Below are 22,995 nucleotides of genomic sequence, written 5' to 3'. Positions count from 1 at the left end.
CCGCCCCGGAACCGCGGGCGGCCGGCCCGCGTCCCTGGCGACGGAACCGTCACGGGCGGGGTCACGGGCGAAGGGGGGCAAGGGAGATGAAGGTGCGGATGTCCTCGGCCGGCGTGCCCGCGCGGGACCGGCTCGGCTGGTTCACCGACATCATCGACCGCTCCCTCGCGCCGACGGCGATCCGCTGCGCCGACCCCGGCGCGTTCCGCGCCGACGCCGCCCTGCTGGACCTGGGCGCCGTACAGATCTCCACCTTCACCTACGGCGCGCTGCGGTCGAGCCGTACGCCCACCCTCATCCGGCGTTCCGATCCCGAGCAGTACCAACTGGCCCTGGTGACGGGCAGCCCGATGTGGATCTCGCAGCGGCGCGCCGATTCCGGGTCGGTCACCGGCGACCTCGTGCTGTGGGACACCTCCCACCCGTACGAGGCCGGCGCGCCCGAGGACGGCGGCACGGTCCGCGCCGTCGTCATGCAACTGCCCCGCACTTCGCTGCCGTTGCGGCCCGATCGGGTGGACCGGCTGCTCGCGCAGCGGATCCCCGCCTCGCGGGGCACGGGCGCGGTCCTGGCCCAGTTCCTCGACAACGTCGACGCGCACGCCGAGGGCTGCGGGGAGCGGGAGTTGGCCCGGCTGGGGCAGGCCGCGCTCGGGCTGGCGACGGCCTGCCTGGCCGAACGCCTCGACGCCTACGACGACCTGCCCGCCGAGGCCCGCGAAGAGGTCCTGCTGCGGCAGATCGACGCCTTCATCGACCACAACCTGGGCGATCCCGAGCTGACGCCCGGGGCGGTCGCGGCCCGCCACCACGTGTCGGTGCGCCGGCTCCACCAGCTCTTCCAGGGACGGCCCGAAGGGGTGGCGGCCACGATCCGCGGTCGCCGCCTGGAGGGCTGCCGGAGCGACCTGCTGCGGCCCGAACTGCGCGGCCGGGCGGTGCACGCCATCGCCGCGCGGTGGGGGTTCACCAGCGCGGCGGTCTTCAGCCGGGCCTTCCGCCAGGCGTACGGGACGAGCCCGTCGGAGCTGCGCCAGACGGCGGTGGCCGCGACGGGACGGGCCGCGGCGGGCCCGGACGCCCCCGGGCTGGTTGCCCGTCCAAACCTCCTGCGCTGAACGTCAACGATCGCTGCGCGCAGTGCACATGCGGGTGCTCCCCGCCGGTCTAAGATCTGTTTCCGGCCACCCGCGTTCGTCGCGGTGGCCGGTCATGACGCCCTGCGGGTCGACCGGGGTGCTCCGCGCACCCCTTCCGGTCCGTGCGACGACGCCGATCGGGTCCGGTCGTCGAGGGGATCCGCGTCGGCCACCGGTCCTCGCCGTTCACGGGGGTGACGACGGGGGCCCGCCGCGCGGATCCGTCCACCTCGCCCGACCGGGCCCACCGGTTCGGCCGCACCCGGCCGCCCGGCCCCCGTTCCCACCGCGCCTCCCGCCCCGCGGGCCGTGGCCGGGGGCGTCGCGGGCCGGGCGTCGGGCCGGGCGTCGGGCCGCGGCTCAGGAGTGGCCGAGGTCCGCCGGGGCGAGGTCCTCCACCGCGACGGAGCCGGCGTCGGCGGCCGGGCGGAGCGGGAACGCGTCCGCGGCCATCGAGTCGAGCACCGGCGGCGCGGGCCGCGGCGGCTTGGGCATGACGGCCGCCTCGGAGTGGCCGCCGCAGCCGTAGGACAGGGACACCAGACGGCCGTCGGCCGGACCGAACTCGTTCGCGCAGACACCGAAGGCCTGCCCCAGCGAGCCACCGATCGCGACGAGGAACCCGCAGGACACGCAGGAGGCGGGCGCCGCCTGCGCCATCGGGGTCTTGGCGCCGAAGGACTCGTCCCACCGGTCGGCCGCGCTGTGCAGCCCGTAGCGGGACAGCACGCGCGCCCGGCGCATGCCGAGCTCCTCGGCGACGGCCGTGATGGAGCCGCGGGCGGGCACGACGGCCCGGTCGGTGACCTCCGCGTCCTCGGCCTCGACCAGGTCGGCCATCTCGGTGGAGACCACCGAGTTCGGCGGCGGGGCGTCCTCGCCCGACCAGCCCGCCTCCAGGCGCAGGTCGTCGGCGTCGGTGGGCAGCAGGTCGCCCGGTCCCATGTCGCCGGGGCGCAGCCGCTCGCTCCACGGCACCCACTCGGGCGCCAGCAGGGCGTCGTCGCCGGGCAGCAGCACCGTTTCGTCGAGGGTGACGTTCTTGGCGCGGGAGGCGCGGGCCACGGTGACGGCCCAGCGCCAGCCGCGGTAGCCCGGTTCCTTGCACTCGAAGAAGTGCGTGACGACCCGGTCGCCCTCGGACACGACGGAGACGTGCTCGCCCACCACGCCGGGGTAGGCGGCCTCCTCGGCCGCCGCGCGGGCGAGCTCTACCGCCTCCACGCACAGCCGGTCGGGGGCGGGGGTACGCGGGGTACGGCTTCGCGTCGTCGCAGCACTCACAGGTCTCGTTCTCTCCTACGCCGTCTCACGAGTGCGCCGTCCGTACTGTCGTCCACAACGACCCGTCGGTCTCGTCCGTACGTAGCGCGGGCGGAGCGGACCAGAGGGCCGCGTCGACGTCCGCGCCCGATCGGCCTCGGGCACACCCCACTGAGATCCATTCTGCGGGATCCCGAAGAGGCGCGCGGCCAAGTGCAACCGCCGGTGGCGCGCTACGCACGCTACCTCCTCCGAAGCCTTCGGCCCACATGCGAGGTCCGATTCGCGGACAACGGACGACCCCTTCCGGGGCCCTGACGGGTCCATCGGGCCCCCGGGACATGCCGGGAGGGGTCCGGGAGGGGTCCCGGCGGGCCCCGTGGGGCACTATGGCCACGTGGCACCCGTACGGTCGTCCGCCGACGGCTCGGGACCGGCCAGGCGGGCCGGCCGGGCTGTCGGACGTGCCCTGCACCTCCCCTTCACCGGGACGGCGCGCGGGATCCGCAGGGCCACGCACGCCCACGGCGCCGGGGAATCGGGGCTGGGCCGGCTGATCGAACTGCACGCCATCAACGGCGCCGGCGATGTGATGATCACGGTGGCGTTGGCCTCGACGGTGTTCTTCTCCGTCCCCACGGACGAAGCACGCGGACGGGTGGCGCTCTACCTGGCCATCACCATGGCCCCCTTCACCCTGCTGGCCCCCGTGATCGGTCCGCTGCTCGACCGTCTGCCGCACGGACGACGGGCGGCGATGGCCGGCGCCATGCTGACGCGGGCCCTGCTGGCGCTGATGATGTCGGGCGCGGTCGCCACCGGCGGGCTGGAGCTGTACCCGGCGGCGCTGGGCGTCCTGGTGGCCTCGAAGGCCTACGGGGTGGTGCGCAGCGCGGTGGTGCCCCGACTCCTGCCGCCGACGTTCTCCCTCGTGAAGGCGAACTCGCGGGTCACCCTGGCCGGCCTGCTCGCCACGGGCGCCGCCGCGCCGGTGGGGGCCGGGCTGCACGCGATCGGGCCGCCGTGGCCGCTGTACGGGGCCTGCGCGATCTTCGTGTGGGGGACCTTCGCGGCGTTCCAGCTGCCGCACAAGGTGGACGACGCCAAGGGGGAACGGCGGGCGCGGCTGTCCACGCACGAGGCCCACTCGAAGCGGCCCGGACTGCGGACGGTGAGCCGCTCGGTGTTGTGCGGGCTGCTGGCGAACGCGTCGATGCGCGCCCTGTCCGGGTTCCTGATCTTCTTCCTGGCGTTCCTGCTGCGCGAGCACCCGCTGGGCGGGCAGAGCGCGGCGGTGTCGCTGGGCATCGTCGGCGTCGCGGCGGGGGTCGGCAACGCCTGCGGGACCGCGGTGGGCGCCTGGCTGCGGGCCAGGGCGCCGGAGGCGATCGTCGCCGCGGTGCTGTCGCTGACGCTCGCCGTGGCGATCCTGGCGACGCTGCTGTTCAGCGGGCTGTTCATGGCGGTGCTGGCGGCGACGGCGGGGTTCTGCCAGGCGCTGGCGAAGCTGTCGCTGGACGCGATGATCCAGCGGGACGTGCCCGAGGCGGTGCGGACGTCGGCGTTCGCCCGTTCGGAGACGCTGCTCCAGGTGGCGTGGGTGCTGGGCGGGGCCATCGGCATCGCGCTTCCCCTGAACGGGGTCCTGGGCATGGCGGTCGCCGCCGTCCTGGTCGCCCTCGGTACGACGATGGCCCTGCGCGGGTTCCTGACCTCCCCCCGCCACCCCCGCGGCTCCACCCGCCCCCGCGTGGCGTGAGCCCGTCGCCCCGGTCACGCGGGCGGCGCGGCCGGGACGCACCGAGGACCCCCGTGCGGCGGCTCGACCCGGTGGCCCGATAGCCTTCGGCTCATGACCGCACCGCTTTTCCCGGGTAGGGCCCGCCGCAGCGTCGCGGCCCTCGGAGCCGTGTCCGCCGGGCTCCTCCTCCTGTCCGCCTGCGACAAGCCGACGCCGCTCGCGACGGTGACCGTCGGCAGCTCCTCGGTGTCCTCGGAGGCCGAGTGCCGTCCCGAGGCCGGCAAGGACCTCGCGATGGACCGCCTCCAGGAGTGCCTGACCGGCCTCAAGGACGCCAAGACCGTCGAGTACGGCCGCGGCGACACGCTGCGCCTCGGTGTCGAGCCGGACGTCGTCGAGGACGGCAAGAAGTGGCAGGCCGTGCTCGACGGCCAGCCGATCACCGAGCCCTCCTCCAACACCTACCGCAGCTTCCAGGGCGCCGACGTCTTCGCGACCGGCGGCCAGGGCGAGGCCCCCGCCTCGAAGATGCTCGGCTTCGTCCAGGTCGGCGCGGACGGCAAGCCCCTCGCCGTCTGGTCCTTCAAGCTCAAGCTCAAGTAGCGAACCCCGCAGGCGAAGGCAGGCGAACCGTGCGCGCGCTCGTCGTGACCGCGGTGGCCGCGGAGGCCGACTCCGTGACCACCGGTCTCACCCCTCATCCGGACCCGGTCACGCCCGAGCCGCGCACCCTGCCCGGCGGCTACCTCATCAGCCGCAGGGACCTGCCCGGCCTCGCCGTCGACGTGCTCGTCGGCGGTGTCGGCCCGGCCGCCGCCGCGGCCGCCGCGGCCACCGCGCTCGCGCTGGCCGACTACTCGCTCGTCATCTCCGCCGGCATCGGCGGCGGGTTCGCGCCCGCCGCCCCGCTCGGCTCGCTCGTGGTCGCCGACGCGCTCGTCGCCGCCGACCTGGGGGCCCAGACCCCCGACGGTTTCCTCTCCGTGCAGGAGCTCGGCTTCGGCCGCGCCGTGCACCTGCCGCCCGCCGACCTCGCCGCCCGCGCCGCGGAGGCCACCGGGGCGCTCCTCGCACCGGTGCTGACCGTCTCCACCGTCACCGGCACCGCCGCGCGCGCCGCCGAACTCGCCGCCCGCCACCCGCTCGCCGGGGCCGAGGCGATGGAGGGCTTCGGGGTCGCGGAGGCCGCCGCCGCGCACGGGCTGCCCGTCCTGGAGGTCCGCGCCGTGTCCAACGCCGTCGGGCCGCGCGATCGGGACGCCTGGCGGATCGGGGAGGCGCTGGCGGCCCTGGCCGCCGGATTCGGGGCCCTGGGGCCCGTACTCGTCAACTGGGGAGAACGCCATGACCACCAGCAGCGCTGACGCCCGGCCGTTGGACATCGCCTACTCGCCCTGCCCGAACGACACCTTCGTCTTCGACGCGTGGGCGCACGGGCGGATCCCCGGGGCGCCCGCCCTGAACGTGACCTTCGCCGACATCGACCTCACCAACGGCATGGCCGAGCGCGGCGAGCTGGACGTGCTGAAGGTGTCCTACGCCGTCCTGCCGTGGGTCCTGGAGGAGTACGCGCTGCTGCCCTGCGGCGGGGCGCTGGGGCGCGGCTGCGGGCCGCTCGTGCTGACGCGCGAACCGGGCGTGGACCTGACGGGGAAGACGGTCGCGGTGCCGAGCGAACGCTCCACCGCCTACCTGCTGTTCCGACTGTGGGCCGCGGACGTCCTGCCCGACGGAGTCGGCGAGGTGGTCGTGCTGCCGTTCCACGAGATCATGCCGGCGGTGCGCGCCGGCCGGGTGGACGCCGGCCTGGTCATCCACGAGGCCCGGTTCACCTATCAGGACTACGGGCTGCACTGCCTGGCCGACATGGGCGAGCACTGGGAGTCCACCACCGGCCTGCCGATCCCGCTGGGCGCGATCATCGCGAAGCGCTCGCTGGGCGAAGGGACGCTGCGGGCGCTGGCCGAGTCGGCGCGCGCGTCGGTGCGGATGGCGTGGGCCGACCCGGAGGCCTCCCGGCCGTACGTGCGCGCGCACGCGCAGGAGCTGGACCCGGCCGTGGCCGACCAGCACATCGGCCTGTACGTCAACGAGTTCACCGCCGAGCTGGGCGACGACGGCTACGCGGCCGTCCGCGGGCTGCTGACCAGGGCCGCGGCCGAGGGCCTGGTTCCGGCCATCAAGCCGGACGCGCTGCGCTTCCCCTAGCGCCCGCGCACCACGCGACGGTGCCCCGCCGCTCCTTCGAGCGGCGGGGCACCGGTGCCTCGTGGGCGGGGCTCAGACGTCGAGCTGGTCGGCCACCGCGCGCAGCAGACCGGCGATCTTCGTGCCGTGCGCCTTGTCGGGGTAGCGGCCCCGCTCCAGCATCGGCGTGATGTTCTCCAGCAGGGTCGTGAGGTCCTGCACGATCGAGGCGAGCTCGTCGGGCTTGCGGCGCTGCGCGGCCGCGACCGAGGGCGCCGGATCCAGTACCGTCACCGAAAGTGCCTGGTCACCGCGCTGGCCCGCGACGACGCCGAACTCGACGCGCTGGCCGGGCTTGAGGGCGTCGACCCCGGCGGGGAGCACCGACGAGTGGACGAAGACGTCTCCGCCGTCGTCCCGGGAGAGAAAGCCGAAGCCCTTCTCGCTGTTGAACCACTTGACCTTGCCGGTAGGCACGTCCGTCCTCTGTCCTTGTGATCGTCGGGTCCGGTGGGCCGTTCGCATGCGGCTCCGGATAGCGGTGTGGCGGGTCAGCGACCCGCCTCCTCACAGGCTAATGGTCCAGAAACGGGTGACAAGTCGTTCCCCGGTCCTTCCCGGAGTGACCGCTTCGGCCAGGGAACTACCCTGGTGAGGTGACTGTTACTCCTCATTCCGACGAAGCGCGGCCCGGCGACGGACTCGTGAAGGCCGGCGGCATCGTGTTCATCGTGGGCGCGCTGGCGACGCTCGCGACGATGGCACCGTTGTTCCTGGGCACCGATCCCTTCCCGTCGTACGCGTGGGCCGTGTGCATGCTCATGGGCGTCGGCTTCGCCATCTCGGCGGCGGGCGTGCTGCGCTCGGCGGCGGCCCAGCGCCGGGCGGCGCGGGCCTCGCAGGCCTGACCCGCGGCGGCGCGGCCGCCCGGCCTTCCCGCCCGGCCTTCCCGCTAGGCGGCGCGGGCGGCGACGTAGTCGGCGAGCCAGGCCGGCAGCGCGGTGAGGTCGGCCAGCACCACGTCCGCGCCCGCCGCGCGCAGTTCGGGCTCCGGGCACGGCCCGGTCGGCACGACGACCGACAGCGCGCCGGCGGTCCGCGCACCGCGTACGTCGCCCACGTGGTCGCCGACGTAGACCTGCGCCTCGTACGCGCGCAGGGCCTGCGCCTTGGCCTCCGCCCACAGCCAACCGATGACGGCGTCGGGTTCGATGCCGAGGTGCGCCAGGTGCAGGCGGGCGTTCGGCTCGTGCTTGGCGGTGACCACGATGGCCCGGCCGCCGAGGGCCCGGACGGCCTCGATCGCCTCGCGGGCGCCGGGCATCGCGGGCGTCGGCTCGATGGCGTACGTGGGGTAGATCTCCCGGTAGCGATCGGCCATGGCCGGGATCTCCTCCGCCGGGAACCAGTACGCGAGCTCCTCGTCCAGCGGCGGCCCGAGGCGGGTCACGGCCGCGTCGGCGTCGATGAACGTACCGGTTTCGGCAGAAAGGGCCTGGTAGGCGGCCTTGATGCCGGGGCGCGAGTCGATGAGGGTCATGTCGAGGTCGAAGCCGACCGTCAGCTGCGCGGCGGGGGCGGACGCGGTGGGGTTGTCGGAACTCATGCGGCCATTGTGCCGAGCCGCCACGACGGCCCGGCAACGCGCCCGTGACCCCGCCCCGCCCACCGGTGGAACCCCCGACCTCACCGCCGGCCGCACCCGCGGCCGGGTGGCGACGGCCCGCCGCTTCCCCTCGACCCCACGGACCCGGGAAGACTCCGTGCCGCCGGGCGGCAGGGGGCACCTCCCGGCCCCCTGGGGCCGGGGGAGGGTCAGGCAAGATCCGGAAGAGACGGCCTAGCCGCGGGGGCGGGAGCGCCAGGCCAGGTACGCGGCGAGGGCCACGGCGGCGGTGCGGGTCAGGGCGGGCCACATGCCCTGGTACTCCGCTCCCAGCCGGTCGTCGGCGAGGGCCTCGCCCCACCGCCCGTCGGCCCGGCCCCACAGCCACACCAGCGCCACGGTGAACACCGCGCCGGGCACGCCGAAGACCGTCCACTTGCGTTCGCGCGGCCCGAGCACGCCGGAGGCCAACGCCGCGAGCCAGCCGACGAGGAGCACCATCCACGACCCGGTGGCGGCCCCGGCCAGGAGGGCCACCGCCACCAGCAGCAGGAACGCGTTCGGGCGGGCCCGCGGCGCGGCCCCCGCCACCGCCCCCGCCTCCGGCTCGGCCCCGGCCGCCTTTCGCTCGCGCCGCTCCCGCAGCGCCCGTACGAGGCGCCGCGCGGCCGAGGCCGACTTCGAGGCCGCCCCCGACTCCGCTTCCCTCCCCGGCTCGCGCTCCCCCTCCCGCTTCGGCCCGTCCGCGTCCTCGGCCCGGTCCTCGTCGAAGAGGTCGGGGAACTCGATGCCGCCCGCGAAGCCCTCCACCTGCGGCCCGGCGCCCCGGCCGCCGGCGGCGACCCGCCACCAGTCGGGCTCGCCCCGGTCGGAGTCGCCGAGTTCGTCGACGCCGGCGAGGTGCGGCGGGACGTTGACGGGGGCCGGAGCCGGAGCCGCCTTGGCGGCCCGGTCCGCGCGCCGCTGCTTCGGCACTGCCGGCACCGGTACGACGGCGGGCGCCGGCGCCTCCGTCCGACCCGCGGTGTCCACGACCTCCTCCGGCGTGCCGATCCGGTCCAGGATGAGCCGTACCGCCGCCGGAGTGTCCGGTTCGTACGTGGCACGCCGACGGTCGATCTCGTCCCGCAGACCGGCGACCAACCGCATCCGGTCGCCCGACGACAACTGCCGCCGGTGCGCCAAGTCCCCGACACGGCTCAGATATTCGTAGACCAGTTGGTCGCTCTCGATCCCCACGCCCCGGCTCCTCACGTACCGCCTGTCCCGAAGGTAGCGCGTGCGCCCGTGGAGCGGCCGCCGACGCAGCGGATACCGTGGACCGGATGGGGACCGGCCGACGACCGGCCGAAGTGACCAGGAGGCGACCACCGTGCCCGAGGCAAGCACCTCCGCCGCACCCGCTGCGGCGAACGCCCCGCGTTCCCTCGCCGAGGCGCTCCGCGCCCGCGACGACGTCGCGCTGGCCGCCCTCCTGCACGCCCGCCCGGACCTGCTGAACCCGGTGCCCGGGGACGTGACCCAGCTCGCCACGCGCGCCGGCACCCGCGCCTCGGTGGTGCGCGCCCTGGACCGCCTGGACCGGTTCGCGCTCCAGACGGCGGAGGCCCTCGCCGTGGCCCCGGACCCCTGCCCGTACCCGGTGTTGGAGTCGCTCCTGACGGGCGGTGAGGACGAGGAGGCCCGCGCCGCCCTGCCCCGCGCGCTGGGCACCCTGCGCGACCAGGCCCTGGTGTGGGGCGACGACGAGCGGCTGCGCCTGGTGCGCACCGCCCGGGAGCTGCTCGCCCCCTCGGCGCAGCGGCCGTCCCCGACCGGGCTGGGCCCGACCGTCGCGGAGGCCACGGCCGGGATGTCCCCGACCCGGGTCCAGGAGATCGTGGCGGCGGCCGGGCTGCCGGCGACGCACGACCCGGTGTCGGCGGTGGCCGCGCTGACGGGGCTGTTCACGGACCCGGAGCGGATGTCGGCGCTGCTCGACGAGGCCCCCGCGGAGGCCCACCAGGTGCTGGGCCGGCTGGTGTGGGGGCCGCCCTACGGGGAGGTGACCCCGAATCCGGCGGCTCCGGTGCGCTGGCTGCGCGACCGGGGCCTGTTGCTGCCCGCCTCGGCGCGGACGGTCGTCCTGCCCCGCGAGGTGGCCCTGCACCTGCGCGGCGGGTTCGCGCACCGTCGGACGGCTCCCCTCGCGCCGCCGGTCGGCGCGGACCGCGAGCACCGTCCACAGCTTGTGGACGCGAACGCCGCCGGGCAGGCCCTGGCCGCGGTGGGCGTCGTGGAGGAACTGGTCAAGTCCTGGGAGCACGCCGGGCCCGCCGTGCTGCGGGCGGGCGGGCTCGCCGTGCGCGACCTGAAGCGGACCGCCGCCACGCTGGACACCACCGAGCCGCAGGCGGCGTTCTGGATCGAGCTGGCGTACGCGGCCGGGCTCCTGGCGAGCGACGGGGAGGCCGACGAACGGTACGCGCCGACCCCCGCCTTCGACGACTGGACCGAACTCCCGCCCGCCCGCAGGTGGTCGGCGCTGGCCGCGGCCTGGCTGCCCGCCACCCGGACCGCCGGACTGGCCGGCGAGCAGGACGCCAAGGGCCGCACCCTGTCGGTGCTCGGAGCCGACCTGGACCGCTCCGCCGCCCCCGAGGTGCGGCGCCGGGTCCTGGACCTCCTCGCCGACCTGCCCGAGGGCGCCTCGCCGCAGCCCGAGGCGCTCCTCGAACGCCTCGCGTGGGAAAGGCCGTCGCGCGGTACGAGCGACCTGCGCGCCCGCCTCGCGCACTGGACGCTGACCGAGGCCGAGGTCCTCGGCGTCACCGGCCGGGGCGCGCTCAGCGCCTTCGGCCGGGCCCTGCTGGAGCACCGCGACCCGGCGCCGCTGCTGGCGCCGCTGCTGCCCGAACCGGTGGACCACGTCCTGCTCCAGGCCGACCTGACGGCGGTGGCCCCCGGCCCGCTGCGCCGGCCGCTCGGCGAGGTGCTGGCGGTGCTCGCGGACGTGGAGTCCAAGGGCGGGGCGACGGTGTACCGGTTCACGCCCGGTTCGGTACGCCGCGCCCTGGACGCCGGGCGCACCGCCTCCGACCTGCACGCCTTCCTCGCCGAGCACAGCCGCACCCCGGTGCCGCAGCCCCTCGCGTACCTGATCGACGACGTGGCGCGGCGGCACGGGCACCTGCGGGTCGGCGCGGCCTCCTCGTACGTGCGCTGCGACGACGACGCGATGCTGGGCGAGATCCTCGCCGACAAGCGGTCCGCCGGCCTGGGGCTGCGCCGGCTCGCGCCGACCGTGCTGGCGGCGCAGGCCGAACCGGGCGCGCTGCTCGACGGGTTGCGGGCGATGGGCTACGCGCCGGCGGCGGAGTCCCGTACCGGGGACGTGCTGGTGGCGCGGGCGGACGCGCACCGCACGCCGGCGCGCTCGGCGCCGGTGCCGGTCCCGGACGGGCCGCCGGTGCCGGACGCCACCCTGCTGGGGGCGGCGGTACGGGCGATCCGCGCGGGCGACCTGGCGGCGACGGCGGTCCGCAAGGAGCCGGCGCCCTCCGCCGACGGGACCCCGGCTCCGGCTCCGGGCGAACTTCCGCGCACCAGCGCGGCGGAGACCCTGGCGACGGTGCAGGCGGCGGCGCTGACGGGGTCGGCGGTGTGGATCGGGTACGTCAACGCCGAAGGGGCGGCGAGCCAGCGCGTCATCGCCCCGGTGCGGGTGGAGGGCGGCTTCGTCACGGGCTACGACCACACGGCGGACGAGGTGCGCACGTTCGCCCTGCACCGCATCACGGGCGTGGCGGAACTGGCGGAGGACCAGGTCTGAGGCCCGCCGGGGCGGCCCGGGCCCGGCGGAAAAAGGGTTCGCCGGCGACGACTTGGATGCGTCACCCTGACGACATGTCCGATCAGTACACCGCGACCACACCCACGATCACGTCCACGACCACGCCCACGACCCCGCTCTCCGCCGCGACCACCGCCGTGCCCACGCCCGACGGCCCCGACCCGGCCGCAGACCCGGCCGCCGAGCCGGTCCGCCGGATCCGGGCCGCGCACACGGCCGACACCGTGACCGTGTACCAGGCGTACTCCCCCGCCCTCGGTCTCCCGGCGGCCCGCGACGGACGCTTCCCGCCCGCCTGGAACCGCGAGCGGATGACGTGGATCAAGCCGTCGTTCCTGTGGATGATGTACCGCTGCGGCTGGGCGGCCAAGGCCGGCCAGGAGACCGTCCTGGCCGTCGAGATCACCCGCGCCGGCTTCGACTCGGCCCTCGCCGGGGCCTGCCTGTCCCACTACGCCCACCGCGTGCACGCCGACCGCGCCGCCTGGAAGGCGTCCGTGCGCGAGACCACGGCCCGCGTCCAGTGGGACCCGGAGCGCGACCTGCACCTGAGGCCGCTCCCGTACCGCTCGCTCCAGCTCGGCCTGTCGGGCCCCGACGCGCGGGCCTACGCCGACGCCTGGACGGTCTCCATCCGCGACGTCACCCCGCTGGCCCGGGAGATCAACGCCCTGGTCCGCGCCGGCGACACCGACGCGGCCCGGGCGCTGCTCCCGGTGGAGACCCCGTACCCGTCGGGCCCGCTGCCTCACCTGGACGCGTAGTCCACCAGCGCCGGGTCGAAGGGCCAGGCCCCGGCGAGCCAGTCGACGACGGCCCCGTACAGCTCGGCGTCGAGGTGGGCCCGGTCGGCGCGCACCCAGGAGCTGACCCGCACCCGCCCGGGGGTCTCCTTGCTCGGGTACACGTACAGGCAGCCGATGACCTCGGTCCCCGCCCCGCGCCCCTCCAGCACGCTGTACGTGAACCCGCGCCGGGCGGCGAAGTCCTCGGCGTGCCGCTCCAGGTCGGCGAGGTTGGCCTCGGCGCTCATCCCCTCCGGCGGCGGCCACCCCCCGCCGACGAAGCCGGGCGTGGCCCGGATGTGCGCGATGCTCCCGCTCCAGGCGGCCAGGTCCGCCTCGTTGTGCCGCGCGCCCAGCGGCTCCAGTCGGAAGGCGGCGGTCTCCGGCGGCGCGGGCGCCTCGAAGTCGGCGGGGACGAAGGACTGCTCGGGTTCGCTCATGCCCGGACCGTACGCGGGGCGCACGGCCCCCCTCCAACGCCTTTCCCCGGCCCGCGCCCGCCCCGCACCGACGGCCGCCCCGGGCGGACCCGCCCCCGTCACCCCCCGATAGGGCAGACTGGAGGTTTGGCCGCCCGCGTCCGGGCGGTCACATCACGCCGGAAAGGGAACTGCTGCGTGAACGGGCCCCTCATCGTCCAGAGCGACAAAACCCTCCTCCTCGAAGTCGACCACGAGCTCGCCGGGGCCGCCCGCCGCGCCATCGCGCCCTTCGCCGAGCTGGAGCGTGCCCCCGAGCACATCCACACCTACCGGATCACCCCGCTCGGCCTGTGGAACGCCCGCGCCGCCGGGCACGACGCCGAGCAGGTCGTCGACGCGCTCGTCGAGTTCTCCCGGTACCCCGTCCCGCACGCGCTGCTCGTCGACGTCGCCGAGACCATGGCCCGCTACGGCCGCCTCACCCTCTCCAAGCACCCCGTCCACGGACTCGTGCTGACCAGCACCGACCGGCCGGTGCTGGAGGAGATCCTGCGCTCCAAGCGGATCACCCCCCTCGTCGGCGCCCGCCTCGACGCCGACACCGTCGCCGTCCACCCCTCCGAGCGCGGGCAGATCAAGCAGACCCTGCTCAAGCTGGGCTGGCCCGCCGAGGACCTCGCCGGGTACGTCGACGGCGAGGCGCACCCGATCGAGCTGGAGGAGAACGGCTGGGCGCTGCGCCCCTACCAGGCGCAGGCGGTCGAGGGCTTCTGGCACGGCGGCTCCGGCGTGGTCGTCCTGCCGTGCGGCGCGGGCAAGACGCTGGTCGGCGCGGGGGCCATGGCGAAGGCCAAGGCGACCACGCTGATCCTGGTCACCAACACGGTCTCCGCCCGCCAGTGGAAGCACGAGCTGGTCAAGCGGACCTCGCTGACGGAGGAGGAGATCGGCGAGTACTCCGGCACCCGCAAGGAGATCCGGCCCGTCACCATCGCCACCTACCAGGTGCTGACGACCCGGCGGAAGGGCGTCTACCCGCACCTGGAGCTGTTCGACTCCCGCGACTGGGGGCTGATCCTCTACGACGAGGTCCACCTGCTGCCGGCGCCCGTGTTCAAGTTCACCGCCGACCTCCAGGCACGCCGCCGGCTCGGTCTGACCGCCACCCTCGTGCGGGAGGACGGCCGCGAGTCCGACGTGTTCTCCCTGATCGGGCCGAAGCGCTTCGACGCGCCGTGGAAGGAGATCGAGGCGCAGGGCTACATCGCGCCCGCCGACTGCGTCGAGGTCCGGGTCAACCTGACCGAGTCGGAGCGGCTCGCGTACGCGACCGCCGAGACGGAGGAGAAGTACCGCTTCTGTGCCACGACCGCGACGAAGCGGAAGGTCACGGAGGCGCTGGTGCGCAAGCACCGGGGCGAGCAGACCCTCGTCATCGGCCAGTACATCGACCAGCTCGACGAGTTGGGCGAGCACCTGGACGCGCCCGTCATCAAGGGCGAGACCTCCAACGCGCAGCGCGAGAAGCTCTTCGACGCCTTCCGCGAGGGCGAGATCAACGTGCTGGTCGTCTCGAAGGTCGCGAACTTCTCCATCGACCTGCCCGAGGCCACCGTCGCCATCCAGGTGTCGGGCACCTTCGGCTCCCGGCAGGAGGAGGCGCAGCGCCTCGGTCGCGTCCTGCGTCCGAAGGCCGACGGGCACGAGGCCCGCTTCTACTCGGTCGTCGCGCGCGACACCATCGACCAGGACTTCGCCGCGCACCGTCAGCGCTTCCTGGCCGAACAGGGCTACGCCTACCGGATCATGGACGCCGACGAGCTGCTGGCGGGCGACTGACGGTCCGCCGCCCGGGCCTCGACCGGCCCGGCCTCCCGCTCCCCGAGTGCCGGCCTCGGGGACGGGACCGGCACCGTACGCGGGCGCCCGCCCGGGCGCCCGCTCCGGCGCCGGTGCGGCAGGGCCGCCAGGGCCGTCACGAGCGGCGGTACGGCCCAGACCCACAGGTGGCACGGGTCCAGCAGGAGGGCGCCGCCGGTCTCGGGCAGGTGGCGGGACCAGAAGTCGGCGGAGGCCTGCGGCAGCACGATCAGGCCCAGCAGGGCGGTGCCCGTGAAGCCGGCCAGGGCGGTCAGACCGGCCCTGATCCGGCCGGTCAGGAGCAGGTACGGGATGAACACCGTCGGCGTCAGGGTGATGCCGGCGGCGGTGCCGAGGGCGAAGCCCTCGCCCAGCGCGCCGCGCGCCCGGCCCAGGTCCCAGACGGCGAGGCAGGCGAACGCCAGGTTGATCTGGGCGGGCAGCGGGTCCTGGAACAGCGGCTCCAGCCACAGCCCGGCGGTGGTCGCGGCGAGGACGGGCACCGGGCGGGCCCGCAGGCCCCCGAACCGGCAGGACAGCACGATCAGCAGGGCGAGCAGGCCGGCGTTGCCGAGGAGGAGCACGACCTTCAGTATTCCGGCGGGCAGCCAGGCGGCCGGGGTGAACAGGATCGCGGCGAACGGCGGATAGACGGCCGGGGGCCACCACCCGTGGGCGGACAGGGCCTGGACCGGCGCGTGCGCCGAGGGGACCCGCAGGGCGAGGCACAGCACGCCCGACAGCAGCAGCGCCCCCGTGACCGGCACTCCGAGCAGGGGCGACGGCGAGCGGAGCGGATCGGTGCTGCGGGTCACGCGCGTGACCCTAGTGGACGGGTGCGCGGGTGCCGGCGGTATCAGGCCACGGTCGCGGCGCGGCCCGTCACCTGCGTATGACGCCGGCGTCCTCGGCGTACTCGCCCAGCACGACGACGCTCACGGCGGTCGCCGCGAAGACCTTCGCGGCGCGCAGGACGTCGCCGAAACGGTGTCGGGAACGGGAATCGGAGGTGGCGGTGGCGCCGCTCGGGCGGCCGCCCCGCATCGGGGTGAAGGTTGCGGTGCTCATGAATCCATGGTGCGTTCTCCCGCCGTCCGGCACATCGCCCTCGGGACGGAACCGGCGGGCCCCCGGGGTCCTCCTCACGGCCCATGCCGACCCCTAGGGCCCTGCCTCAGGTCTGACACTCCCCGGTATGACACCCGTACGGGGGTCCCGGTACCGACGGACCGGCGACGACGGAAACCGTTCGCGCCGCCCCCGGCCGCCGGCTACAATCTCCGCTCTGCCGCCTCCCGCCGCACCACCGGGGAGAGCCGCCCACCGGACGGAAACCGGCGGGCTCCCGTTTCGCACACGTCAAGCTGGAGGCAGTTCCGTGCCCGCGCACGCCCCCGACACCCAGTCCCCGGACGCCCCCGCCGACCCCGCCGATCCGCTCGGTCGTGAACGGGCCCACCTGAGCGCCTCGCGCTCCGCCCTGCGCGCCATGCGCGAGGACGTCGAGGCCCTCGACATCCGCGACGTCACCGCGAACTGGGTCAACGCCGTCGTCCTCCAGGCGCAGATCGACGACCGCATCAAGGCGCTGGCCGACCTCTCCCACACCCCGCTCTTCTTCGGCCGCCTCGACTACCTGCACGCACCGGGCGCCGACCTGGCCGAGGGCGCGGAGGGCGAACAGTTCTACATCGGGCGCCGCCACGTCCACGACGCCGACGGCGACCCGATGGTCATCGACTGGCGCGCGCCGGTCTCCCAGCCGTTCTACCGCGCCTCCAAGGCCGACCCGCAGGACATCGGGCTGCGCCGCCGCTTCGGCTACACCGGCGGCGAGCTGACCGCGTACGAGGACGAGCACCTGTCCGACCCCGCCGAGTCGGCCGCCGTCAGCGCGCTCCTCCAGCGCGAGATCGAGCGGCCCCGCGTCGGTCCCATGCGCGACATCGTCGCGACGATCCAGCCCGAGCAGGACGAGATCGTCCGCTCCGGCCTGTCCGGCTCGGTCTGCGTCCAGGGCGGCCCCGGCACCGGGAAGACGGCCGTCGGCCTGCACCGCGTCGCCTACCTCCTGTACGCGCACCGCGAGCGCCTGGCCCGCACCGGAACCCTGGTCATCGGGCCGAACCGTTCCTTCCTCCACTACATCGAGCAGGTCCTGCCGGCCCTGGGCGAGCTGGAGGTCAAGCAGGCGACCGTCGACGACCTCGTCGCCCGCGACGGCCTGGAGGTGCGCGCCGTCGACGCCGCCGCGACCGCCGTGGTCAAGGGCGACGCCCGGATGGCGGAGGTGCTGCGCCGCGCCGTGCGCTCGCACGTCACCGAGCCGGCCGAGCCGCTGATGGTGGTGCGCGGCTCGCGCCGCTGGCGGGTGCCCGCGTACGAGATCGCGGAGATCGTCGAGGAGCTCCGGCGCCGCGACATCCGCTACGGCGCGGCCCGCGACGCCCTCCCGCAGCGCATCGCGCACACCGTCCTCGTACGGATGGAGCAGGCGGGCGAGGCGCCCGACGACCGGGTGCAGGACGCGGTGGCCCGCAACGCGGCCGTGAAGGCGGCCGTCAAGGCGATCTGGCCGCAGGTGGAGCCGGCAAAGCTGGTGCTGCGCCTGCTGTCGGACGCGGAGTTCCTCGCGGCGCACGCGGAGGGCGTCCTGACGCCGGACGAGCAGGCCCTGCTGCTGTGGCCGAAGCCGTTCCGGAGCGTGCGGTCCGCGAAGTGGTCGGCGGCCGACCTGGTCCTCATCGACGAGGCCCGTGACCTGGTGGAACGCACCCATTCCCTGGGCCACGTCGTGCTCGACGAGGCGCAGGACCTGTCCCCGATGCAGTACCGGGCGGTGGGCCGGCGCTGCACGACGGGCTCCGCGACGGTCCTGGGCGACCTCGCGCAGGGCACGACCCCGTGGGCCACCCGGGGCTGGGACGAGGCCCTGCGGCACCTGGGCAAGCCGGAGGCGGTCGTGGAGGAGCTCACGGCGGGCTTCCGCGTGCCGCGCGAGGTCATCGCGTACGCGTCCCGGCTGCTGCCGGCGATCTCCCCGGGGCTGGCCCCGGTCTCCTCGGTCCGCGAGACCCCGGGGTCCCTGGTGGTCACCCGGACCGACGACCTCACCGCGGCGGTGGTCGAGGCCTGCCGGGCCTCGCTGGCGCACGAGGGGTCGATCGGCCTGATCGCGGCGGACGCGCGGATCCCGGAGCTGGGCCGGGCCCTGGTGGAGGCGGGTCTGCCGTACCTGGCGCCCGGTGAGGAGACCACGGTGGAGTCGCGTCTGACGCTGGTGCCGGCGTCGCTGGCGAAGGGCCTGGAGTACGACTACGTGGTCCTGGACGAGCCGGCCGCAGTGGTCGCGGGCGAGCCCGACGAGCGCACGGGTCTGCGGCGCCTGTACGTCTGCCTCACCCGGGCCGTGTCGGGCCTCACGGCCCTGCACTCGTCCCCCCTCCCGCCCGCCCTGGCCTGACGCCCCACCCCCGCGACGGCGCCGGGGGCGGGCGGGAGGGGCCGGCTCACCGACCGGCGGCCCGGCCTCGCCGCCCCGCGGCCCGGCCTCGCCGCCCCGCGGCCCGGCCTCGCCGCCCCCGCCGGTCGGGCCGGCCCGGTCCGGTGCCGCGCGGGGCGCGAAGGCGCCCGGCGGCCCGGCCCCGCCCCGCCCCGCCCCGTCGGGGGGCGCTACGCGACCGGGGTCAGGAGCGCCTCGCGCCACTGGGCCACGGCGGAGGCCGAGACCGGGGCGCTCCAGCCGTCGGGGCGGGCCGCGCCGCCGATGTGGAAGGCGTCGATGCCCGCCGCCCGCAGCCGCGGCAGGTGGGCCAGGGTCAGGCCGCCGCCGACCAGGATGCGCGGCCCGTAGCCGGGCTCGGCGCCCCGGGCGGCCTCCGCGAGCAGGACCGGCAGGCCGTCGTCGACCCCGGCCGCGGACCCGGCGGTCAGGTAGGTGTCGAGGCCGGGCAGGTCGGCGAGGGCCTTGCGCAGCCCGTCGCGGTCGGCGGCCCGGTCGATCGCCCGGTGGAAGGTCCAGCGGCACCCGTCGAGCGCGGCGACCACCGCTTCGACGGCCGCGAGGTCCGGGGTCCCGTCCGGGTTCAGGAAGCCGAGGACGAACTCCTCGGCGCCCTCCGCGCGCAGTTCCCGCGCCACCGTCACCAGAGCGGTGACGTCACCCGCCGCGAACCCGTCCGTCCTGCGGAGCATCACGCGCAGCGGGATGTCGACGGCCGCCCGGATCGCCGCGAAGGTCTCGCGCGACGGCGTGAGTCCGTCGGCGGCCATGTCGGTGACCAGCTCAAGGCGGTCGGCCCCACCGGCCTGGGCCGCGACCGCGTCCTCCACGTCGAGGGCGATCACCTCCAGGAGCGCACGGTTGCTCATCAGTTGCCGTCCTTCGTTCCGGTTGTCCACGGGCAAGGGTCCAGTGGAAAAATAGGTCTAGTCCAATATCCAGAGTACGGGCCTCCGCCCGCGCTCCACCAGCACAATCACGCCACCCCCACAATGTGCGCATGAACACGGAGCCGACCCCGAGCGACACCACCGCCCTGCGCGCCCGCTGGCACGCCACCGCCACGGCCGCCGGCGCCGACCCCACCGCCGACCCCGCCCCCTACGCGGACCGCCTCCTCGCCGCCTGGGCGGAGCCCCAGCGCCGCTACCACACCACCACCCACCTGGCCGCCGTCCTGACCCACCTCGACGCCCTCGCCCCGCACGCCGCCGACCCGGCCGCCGTCGAGCTCGCGGCCTGGTTCCACGACGCCGTCTACCGCCCCGACCGCTCCGAGAACGAGGAACGCAGCGCCGCCCTCGCCGAGCGCGCCCTGCCCGAGCTGGGCATCGACCCCGCCCGCACCGCCGAGGTGGCCCGCCTGGTCCGGCTCACCGTCACCCACGACCCCGCCCCCGGCGACACCAACGGCGAGGCCCTGTGCGACGCCGACCTCGCCGTCCTCGCCGGCGCCCCGGACGCCTACGCCGCCTACGCCGCCGCCGTCCGGGCCGAGTACGGCTTCGTCCCCGACGAGGCCTTCCGCACCGGCCGCGCCGCCGTCCTGCGGCAGCTCCTGGCCCTGCCCCGCCTCTTCCGCACCCCCCACGGCGCCGCCCACTGGGAGGCCCCGGCCCGCGCCAACCTCGCCGCCGAACTCGCCGCCGGACTCGCCGCCGAATCCGCCGCGCCGACCTCCCCGGATTCACACGACTGACACACCCGGGGGAATTCGAACGCGTTCGCACCGGTTGGTGACAGTCATGCCCGCAGATGCCCCCCGCTCCCGCATGCCCGTCGCCGTCTACGTCCTCGGCCTGTCCGTCTTCGCACTCGGCACCAGCGAGTTCATGCTCTCCGGGCTGCTGCCGCCGATCGCCGAGGACATGGGCGTCAGCATCCCGCGGGCGGGCCTGCTCATATCCGCCTTCGCGATCGGCATGGTGATCGGCGCGCCGCTGCTGGCCGTGGCGACCCTGCGCCTGCCCCGCCGCACCACCCTGATCGCCCTGATCAGCCTCTTCGGCCTCGGGCAGGTCGCGGGCGCGCTGGCCCCCTCGTACGAGCTCCTCTTCGCCTCCCGCGTGGTCGCGGCCCTCGCCTGCGCCGGCTTCTGGGCCGTCGGCGCGGCCGTCGCCATCGCCATGGTCGACCAGGACCAGCGCGCCCGCGCCATGGCCGTCATGATCGGCGGCCTGTCCATCGCCAACGTCCTCGGCGTCCCGGCCGGCGCCTTCCTCGGCGAGCACCTGGGCTGGCGCTCCGCGTTCTGGTCGGTCGGCGCGGCCTCCGCCGTCGCCCTCGTCGGCATCCTCGCGCTGATCCCCCGCATCCCGCTCCCCGCCGAACGACCGACCCTCCGCCGCGAGCTGCGCATCTACGGCGACCGCCAGGTGTGGCTCGCGATCGGCATCACCGCCCTGGCCGCCGGCGGCGTCTTCTGCGCCTTCAGCTACCTGTCGCCGCTGCTCACGGACGTGGCCGGGCTGGACTCGAAGTGGGTCCCGTGGATCCTCGGACTCTTCGGGATCGGCGCGCTCGTCGGCACGACCATCGGCGGCCGGGTCGCCGACGCGCACCTGTTCGGCGTGATGATCTGGGGCATCACCGCCTCCACCGTCTTCCTGACCGTGCTCGCCCTGCTGGCCCCGCTCGCGGTCGCGGCGATCGCGCTGTCGTTCCTGCTGGGCGTCTCGGCCTTCTTCACCGCCCCCGCCCTCAACGCCCGCATGTTCAACGTGGCCGGCGCCGCCCCCACCCTGGCCGGCGCGACCACGACCGCCGCCTTCAACCTCGGCAACACCGGCGGCCCCTGGCTCGGCGGCACCGTCATCGACGCCGGCCTCGGCTTCTCCGCGACCGCCTGGGCGGGCGCCGCCATGACCGTCACCGCGATCGCCCTCGCCGTGATCGCCCTGCGCCTGGACCGGCGTACGCCGCCCCGCGCGACCCGCGTGGTCGCCTCCGGCGCCGCCGCGACCCCCGCCGAGGCGACCGCCCGCACCTGACCCCGACCCGCGCCCCGGCCCGCGGAACGGCCCCGGTCGCCGCCCCCGGCGGGCCTTCCTACGATGGGAAGGTCCGCTCGGGGATCCGGACAGCGCTCGGGGAGCATGCGTCAGAGGTGATCCCCCATGGGCCGGTACCGGACGCCCACCCTCCTCGCGGCCGCCACCCTGCTGCTCAGCGCCCTGTGCGCGGGACAGGCCCCCGCCGCCGCCCCGCCGGGCCGCGTCGACATCGACCCGGCGGTCGCCGAGCGCCTCGACGACGCCATCGAGGCCGCCATGCGCAGGGCCGCCATCCCCGGCGTCGGCGTCGGCCTGTGGGTCGACGGGGACGACTCCTACGTGCGCTCCTTCGGCACCGCCGACAAGGCCACCGGCGTCCCGATCAAGACCGACGCGCACACCCGCATCGGCAGCGTCACCAAGACCTTCACCGTCACCGCCGTGCTGCGCCTCGTCGACGAGGGGAAGGTACGGCTCGACGCGCCGATCTCCACCTACCTCGACGGGGTGCCCGGCGGCGAGCGGATCACCGTGCGCCAACTCGCCGAGATGCGCAGCGGCCTCTACGACTACACCGAGGACCCGCGCTGGCTGGCCGCCTACAAGGCCGACCCGCAGCGCTCCTGGACCCCCCGGGAACTGCTGGCCATCGCCTTCCGGCACCCGGCCGGCTTCCCGCCGGGCGCGCGCTGGGAGTACTCCAACACCAACACCGTGCTCCTCGGCCTGCTCGTCGAGAAGGTCGGCGGGCAGCCCCTGCACACCTACCTGGAGCAGCACGTCCTGCGGCCGGCCGGGCTCGACTCCACCTCGCTGCCGACCGGCGCGGAGATCCCCGACCCGCACGTGCACGGCTACACCAACTTCACCCCGGACGGCGCGACCGTCGACGCCTCCACCTGGAACCCCTCCTGGGCCTGGGCGGCCGGCGCGATGATCTCCACCATGGACGACCTGCGGGACTGGGTCCCGATCCTGGTCGGCGGGCGGCTGCCCGACGGCGGCCGGCTGCTGGAGCCGGGCACCCAGGCCCAGCGGCTGCGCGCGCTGCCCACCGGCTACCCGGACGTGGGCTACGGGCTCGGCATCGCCGACATCGACGGCTGGATCGGCCACAACGGCGAGCTGCCCGGCTACGAGACCGTCGCCGTCCGGCTCCCGCAGGAGCGCGCCACGCTGGTGATCGTGGTGAACTCCGACGTCGACGGGAGGTTCGGCAACCTCAGCTCCCTCATCGCCAACGCGGTCACCCGGATCGTGACCCCGGAGCACGTCTGGGCGCTCCCGGCGGCGGCCCAACCGAACGCCGTCCCGGAACCCTCCGCCCCGACGACCCCGAAACCGACCCCGGCCCCGGCCCCACCCGCGAGCCCGCCCGCGGCCCCGCCCGCCTAGGCGACCGGCCGGCCCTTCGGGCGGCGCAGTCCGGCCGCCGTCAGACGGCGGACCAGTTCCTTGCTGCCGACCTCCACCGCCCCCGCCGCCACCGCGTCCGCGTACCGGTGCGCGGGCACGTCGTAGTGGTCCCGTTCGAAGGCGCGCGCGGGGCAGCCGATGGACCCCGCGAAGGCGTGCAGTTCCTCGTACGAGACGTCGCTGACCAGGTGCGACCACATGCGGCCGTGCCCCGGCCAGGTCGGCGGGTCGATGTACACCGTCACCGGC

At 75.5% G+C, this 22,995-nt stretch carries 22 protein-coding genes; 13 read left to right on the top strand and 9 right to left on the bottom strand.

The features are described from left to right. Positions 1 to 86 precede the first annotated feature (86 nt). The gene (locus ACZ6ZI_RS24570; protein ID WP_469524209.1) at positions 87 to 1,118 is read left to right on the top strand and encodes an AraC-like ligand-binding domain-containing protein; all 1,032 of its coding nucleotides are present in this window, start codon (positions 87 to 89) and stop codon (positions 1,116 to 1,118) included. A 381-nt stretch (positions 1,119 to 1,499) separates the two neighbouring features. On the opposite strand, the gene ACZ6ZI_RS24565 is transcribed toward ACZ6ZI_RS24570, so the two are convergent. Continuing rightward, positions 1,500 to 2,423: a DUF3027 domain-containing protein gene (locus ACZ6ZI_RS24565; RefSeq protein ID WP_469524208.1), complete on the bottom strand. Its 924-nt coding sequence runs from the start codon at positions 2,421 to 2,423 to the stop codon at positions 1,500 to 1,502. A gap of 358 nt (positions 2,424 to 2,781) precedes the next feature. On the opposite strand from ACZ6ZI_RS24565, the gene ACZ6ZI_RS24560 reads away from it, so the two are divergent. From ACZ6ZI_RS24560 to ACZ6ZI_RS24545, 4 genes are all read left to right on the top strand, one after another. Next, the gene (locus ACZ6ZI_RS24560) at positions 2,782 to 4,161 is read left to right on the top strand and encodes an MFS transporter (protein ID WP_469524207.1); all 1,380 of its coding nucleotides are present in this window, start codon (positions 2,782 to 2,784) and stop codon (positions 4,159 to 4,161) included. Between the two features lie 93 nt (positions 4,162 to 4,254). After that, complete coding sequence (locus tag ACZ6ZI_RS24555; RefSeq protein WP_363055479.1) at positions 4,255 to 4,746, top strand: DUF2771 domain-containing protein; 492 nt, start codon at positions 4,255 to 4,257, stop codon at positions 4,744 to 4,746. Between the two features lie 29 nt (positions 4,747 to 4,775). Beyond that, on the top strand, positions 4,776 to 5,507 hold the full coding sequence (locus tag ACZ6ZI_RS24550) for a futalosine hydrolase (RefSeq protein ID WP_363055480.1): 732 nt from the start codon (positions 4,776 to 4,778) through the stop codon (positions 5,505 to 5,507). Further along, positions 5,488 to 6,351 (top strand): 1,4-dihydroxy-6-naphthoate synthase, encoded by an 864-nt coding sequence (locus tag ACZ6ZI_RS24545; RefSeq protein WP_469524205.1) that lies wholly within the window; start codon positions 5,488 to 5,490, stop codon positions 6,349 to 6,351. Before ACZ6ZI_RS24550 ends, ACZ6ZI_RS24545 begins: the two co-directional genes overlap by 20 nt. Positions 6,352 to 6,423: 72 nt before the next feature. Here the strand turns inward: ACZ6ZI_RS24545 and ACZ6ZI_RS24540 are convergent, their stop codons facing one another. Next, positions 6,424 to 6,807: a cold-shock protein gene (locus tag ACZ6ZI_RS24540; protein ID WP_037924790.1), complete on the bottom strand. Its 384-nt coding sequence runs from the start codon at positions 6,805 to 6,807 to the stop codon at positions 6,424 to 6,426. A 179-nt stretch (positions 6,808 to 6,986) separates the two neighbouring features. Between ACZ6ZI_RS24540 and ACZ6ZI_RS24535 the strand changes: the two genes are divergently transcribed. Then, on the top strand, positions 6,987 to 7,238 hold the full coding sequence (locus ACZ6ZI_RS24535) for a hypothetical protein (RefSeq protein ID WP_363055483.1): 252 nt from the start codon (positions 6,987 to 6,989) through the stop codon (positions 7,236 to 7,238). 44 nt (positions 7,239 to 7,282) lie between these two features. On the opposite strand, the gene ACZ6ZI_RS24530 is transcribed toward ACZ6ZI_RS24535, so the two are convergent. Together ACZ6ZI_RS24530 and ACZ6ZI_RS24525 are read right to left on the bottom strand one after the other, a co-directional pair. Further along, positions 7,283 to 7,936, bottom strand: a complete 654-nt coding sequence (locus ACZ6ZI_RS24530; RefSeq protein WP_469524204.1) for an HAD family hydrolase — start codon at positions 7,934 to 7,936, stop codon at positions 7,283 to 7,285. Between the two features lie 234 nt (positions 7,937 to 8,170). Next, entirely contained in the window at positions 8,171 to 9,175 is a 1,005-nt protein-coding gene (locus tag ACZ6ZI_RS24525) for a hypothetical protein (protein WP_469524202.1), read from the bottom strand. A 133-nt stretch (positions 9,176 to 9,308) separates the two neighbouring features. On the opposite strand from ACZ6ZI_RS24525, the gene ACZ6ZI_RS24520 reads away from it, so the two are divergent. Together ACZ6ZI_RS24520 and ACZ6ZI_RS24515 are read left to right on the top strand one after the other, a co-directional pair. Then, complete coding sequence (locus tag ACZ6ZI_RS24520; RefSeq protein ID WP_469524200.1) at positions 9,309 to 11,747, top strand: helicase-associated domain-containing protein; 2,439 nt, start codon at positions 9,309 to 9,311, stop codon at positions 11,745 to 11,747. Between the two features lie 74 nt (positions 11,748 to 11,821). Further along, positions 11,822 to 12,532: a DUF4291 domain-containing protein gene (locus ACZ6ZI_RS24515; RefSeq protein ID WP_469524199.1), complete on the top strand. Its 711-nt coding sequence runs from the start codon at positions 11,822 to 11,824 to the stop codon at positions 12,530 to 12,532. Here the strand turns inward: ACZ6ZI_RS24515 and ACZ6ZI_RS24510 are convergent. Further along, positions 12,517 to 12,993 carry an N-acetyltransferase gene (locus ACZ6ZI_RS24510; protein WP_469524197.1) on the bottom strand — a complete coding sequence of 159 codons (477 nt, stop codon included), beginning with the start codon at positions 12,991 to 12,993 and terminating at the stop codon, positions 12,517 to 12,519. The two genes, ACZ6ZI_RS24515 and ACZ6ZI_RS24510, sit on opposite strands and share 16 nt — an antisense overlap. A gap of 177 nt (positions 12,994 to 13,170) precedes the next feature. Here ACZ6ZI_RS24510 and ACZ6ZI_RS24505 point away from each other — a divergent pair, with 177 nt between their 5' ends. Then, a complete protein-coding gene (locus tag ACZ6ZI_RS24505; RefSeq protein WP_363055489.1) occupies positions 13,171 to 14,814 on the top strand; it encodes a DNA repair helicase XPB in 1,644 nt (547 codons plus the stop codon). On the opposite strand, the gene ACZ6ZI_RS24500 is transcribed toward ACZ6ZI_RS24505, so the two are convergent. Both ACZ6ZI_RS24500 and ACZ6ZI_RS24495 read right to left on the bottom strand, forming a co-directional pair. Next, positions 14,772 to 15,650: a glycosyltransferase family 87 protein gene (locus ACZ6ZI_RS24500; RefSeq protein WP_469524196.1), complete on the bottom strand. Its 879-nt coding sequence runs from the start codon at positions 15,648 to 15,650 to the stop codon at positions 14,772 to 14,774. The genes ACZ6ZI_RS24505 and ACZ6ZI_RS24500 overlap by 43 nt on opposite strands. A gap of 67 nt (positions 15,651 to 15,717) precedes the next feature. Then, the gene (locus tag ACZ6ZI_RS24495) at positions 15,718 to 15,903 is read right to left on the bottom strand and encodes a hypothetical protein (protein WP_363055491.1); all 186 of its coding nucleotides are present in this window, start codon (positions 15,901 to 15,903) and stop codon (positions 15,718 to 15,720) included. A gap of 421 nt (positions 15,904 to 16,324) precedes the next feature. Here ACZ6ZI_RS24495 and ACZ6ZI_RS24490 point away from each other — a divergent pair, with 421 nt between their 5' ends. Next, positions 16,325 to 18,298: a HelD family protein gene (locus ACZ6ZI_RS24490; protein WP_469524456.1), complete on the top strand. Its 1,974-nt coding sequence runs from the start codon at positions 16,325 to 16,327 to the stop codon at positions 18,296 to 18,298. 209 nt (positions 18,299 to 18,507) lie between these two features. Here ACZ6ZI_RS24490 and ACZ6ZI_RS24485 read toward each other — a convergent pair whose 3' ends face one another. Next, the gene (locus ACZ6ZI_RS24485; RefSeq protein ID WP_469524194.1) at positions 18,508 to 19,206 is read right to left on the bottom strand and encodes a copper homeostasis protein CutC; all 699 of its coding nucleotides are present in this window, start codon (positions 19,204 to 19,206) and stop codon (positions 18,508 to 18,510) included. Positions 19,207 to 19,337: 131 nt separating this feature from the next. Here ACZ6ZI_RS24485 and ACZ6ZI_RS24480 point away from each other — a divergent pair, with 131 nt between their 5' ends. The 3 genes from ACZ6ZI_RS24480 (at position 19,338) to ACZ6ZI_RS24470 (ending at position 22,725) form a co-directional block, all read left to right on the top strand. Then, positions 19,338 to 20,036 (top strand): HD domain-containing protein, encoded by a 699-nt coding sequence (locus ACZ6ZI_RS24480; protein ID WP_469524193.1) that lies wholly within the window; start codon positions 19,338 to 19,340, stop codon positions 20,034 to 20,036. 73 nt (positions 20,037 to 20,109) lie between these two features. After that, positions 20,110 to 21,327 carry a Cmx/CmrA family chloramphenicol efflux MFS transporter gene (locus ACZ6ZI_RS24475; protein ID WP_363055606.1) on the top strand — a complete coding sequence of 406 codons (1,218 nt, stop codon included), beginning with the start codon at positions 20,110 to 20,112 and terminating at the stop codon, positions 21,325 to 21,327. Between the two features lie 126 nt (positions 21,328 to 21,453). Continuing rightward, positions 21,454 to 22,725 (top strand): serine hydrolase domain-containing protein, encoded by a 1,272-nt coding sequence (locus ACZ6ZI_RS24470; protein WP_469524191.1) that lies wholly within the window; start codon positions 21,454 to 21,456, stop codon positions 22,723 to 22,725. On the opposite strand, the gene ACZ6ZI_RS24465 is transcribed toward ACZ6ZI_RS24470, so the two are convergent. Further along, positions 22,722 to 22,991, bottom strand: a complete 270-nt coding sequence (locus tag ACZ6ZI_RS24465; RefSeq protein ID WP_363055496.1) for a DUF4031 domain-containing protein — start codon at positions 22,989 to 22,991, stop codon at positions 22,722 to 22,724. The two genes, ACZ6ZI_RS24470 and ACZ6ZI_RS24465, sit on opposite strands and share 4 nt — an antisense overlap. Positions 22,992 to 22,995 lie beyond the last annotated feature (4 nt).

This window comes from Streptomyces sp. NPDC103540, from assembly GCF_055584445.1.
This window is presented reverse-complemented; position numbering and strand designations above follow the sequence as displayed.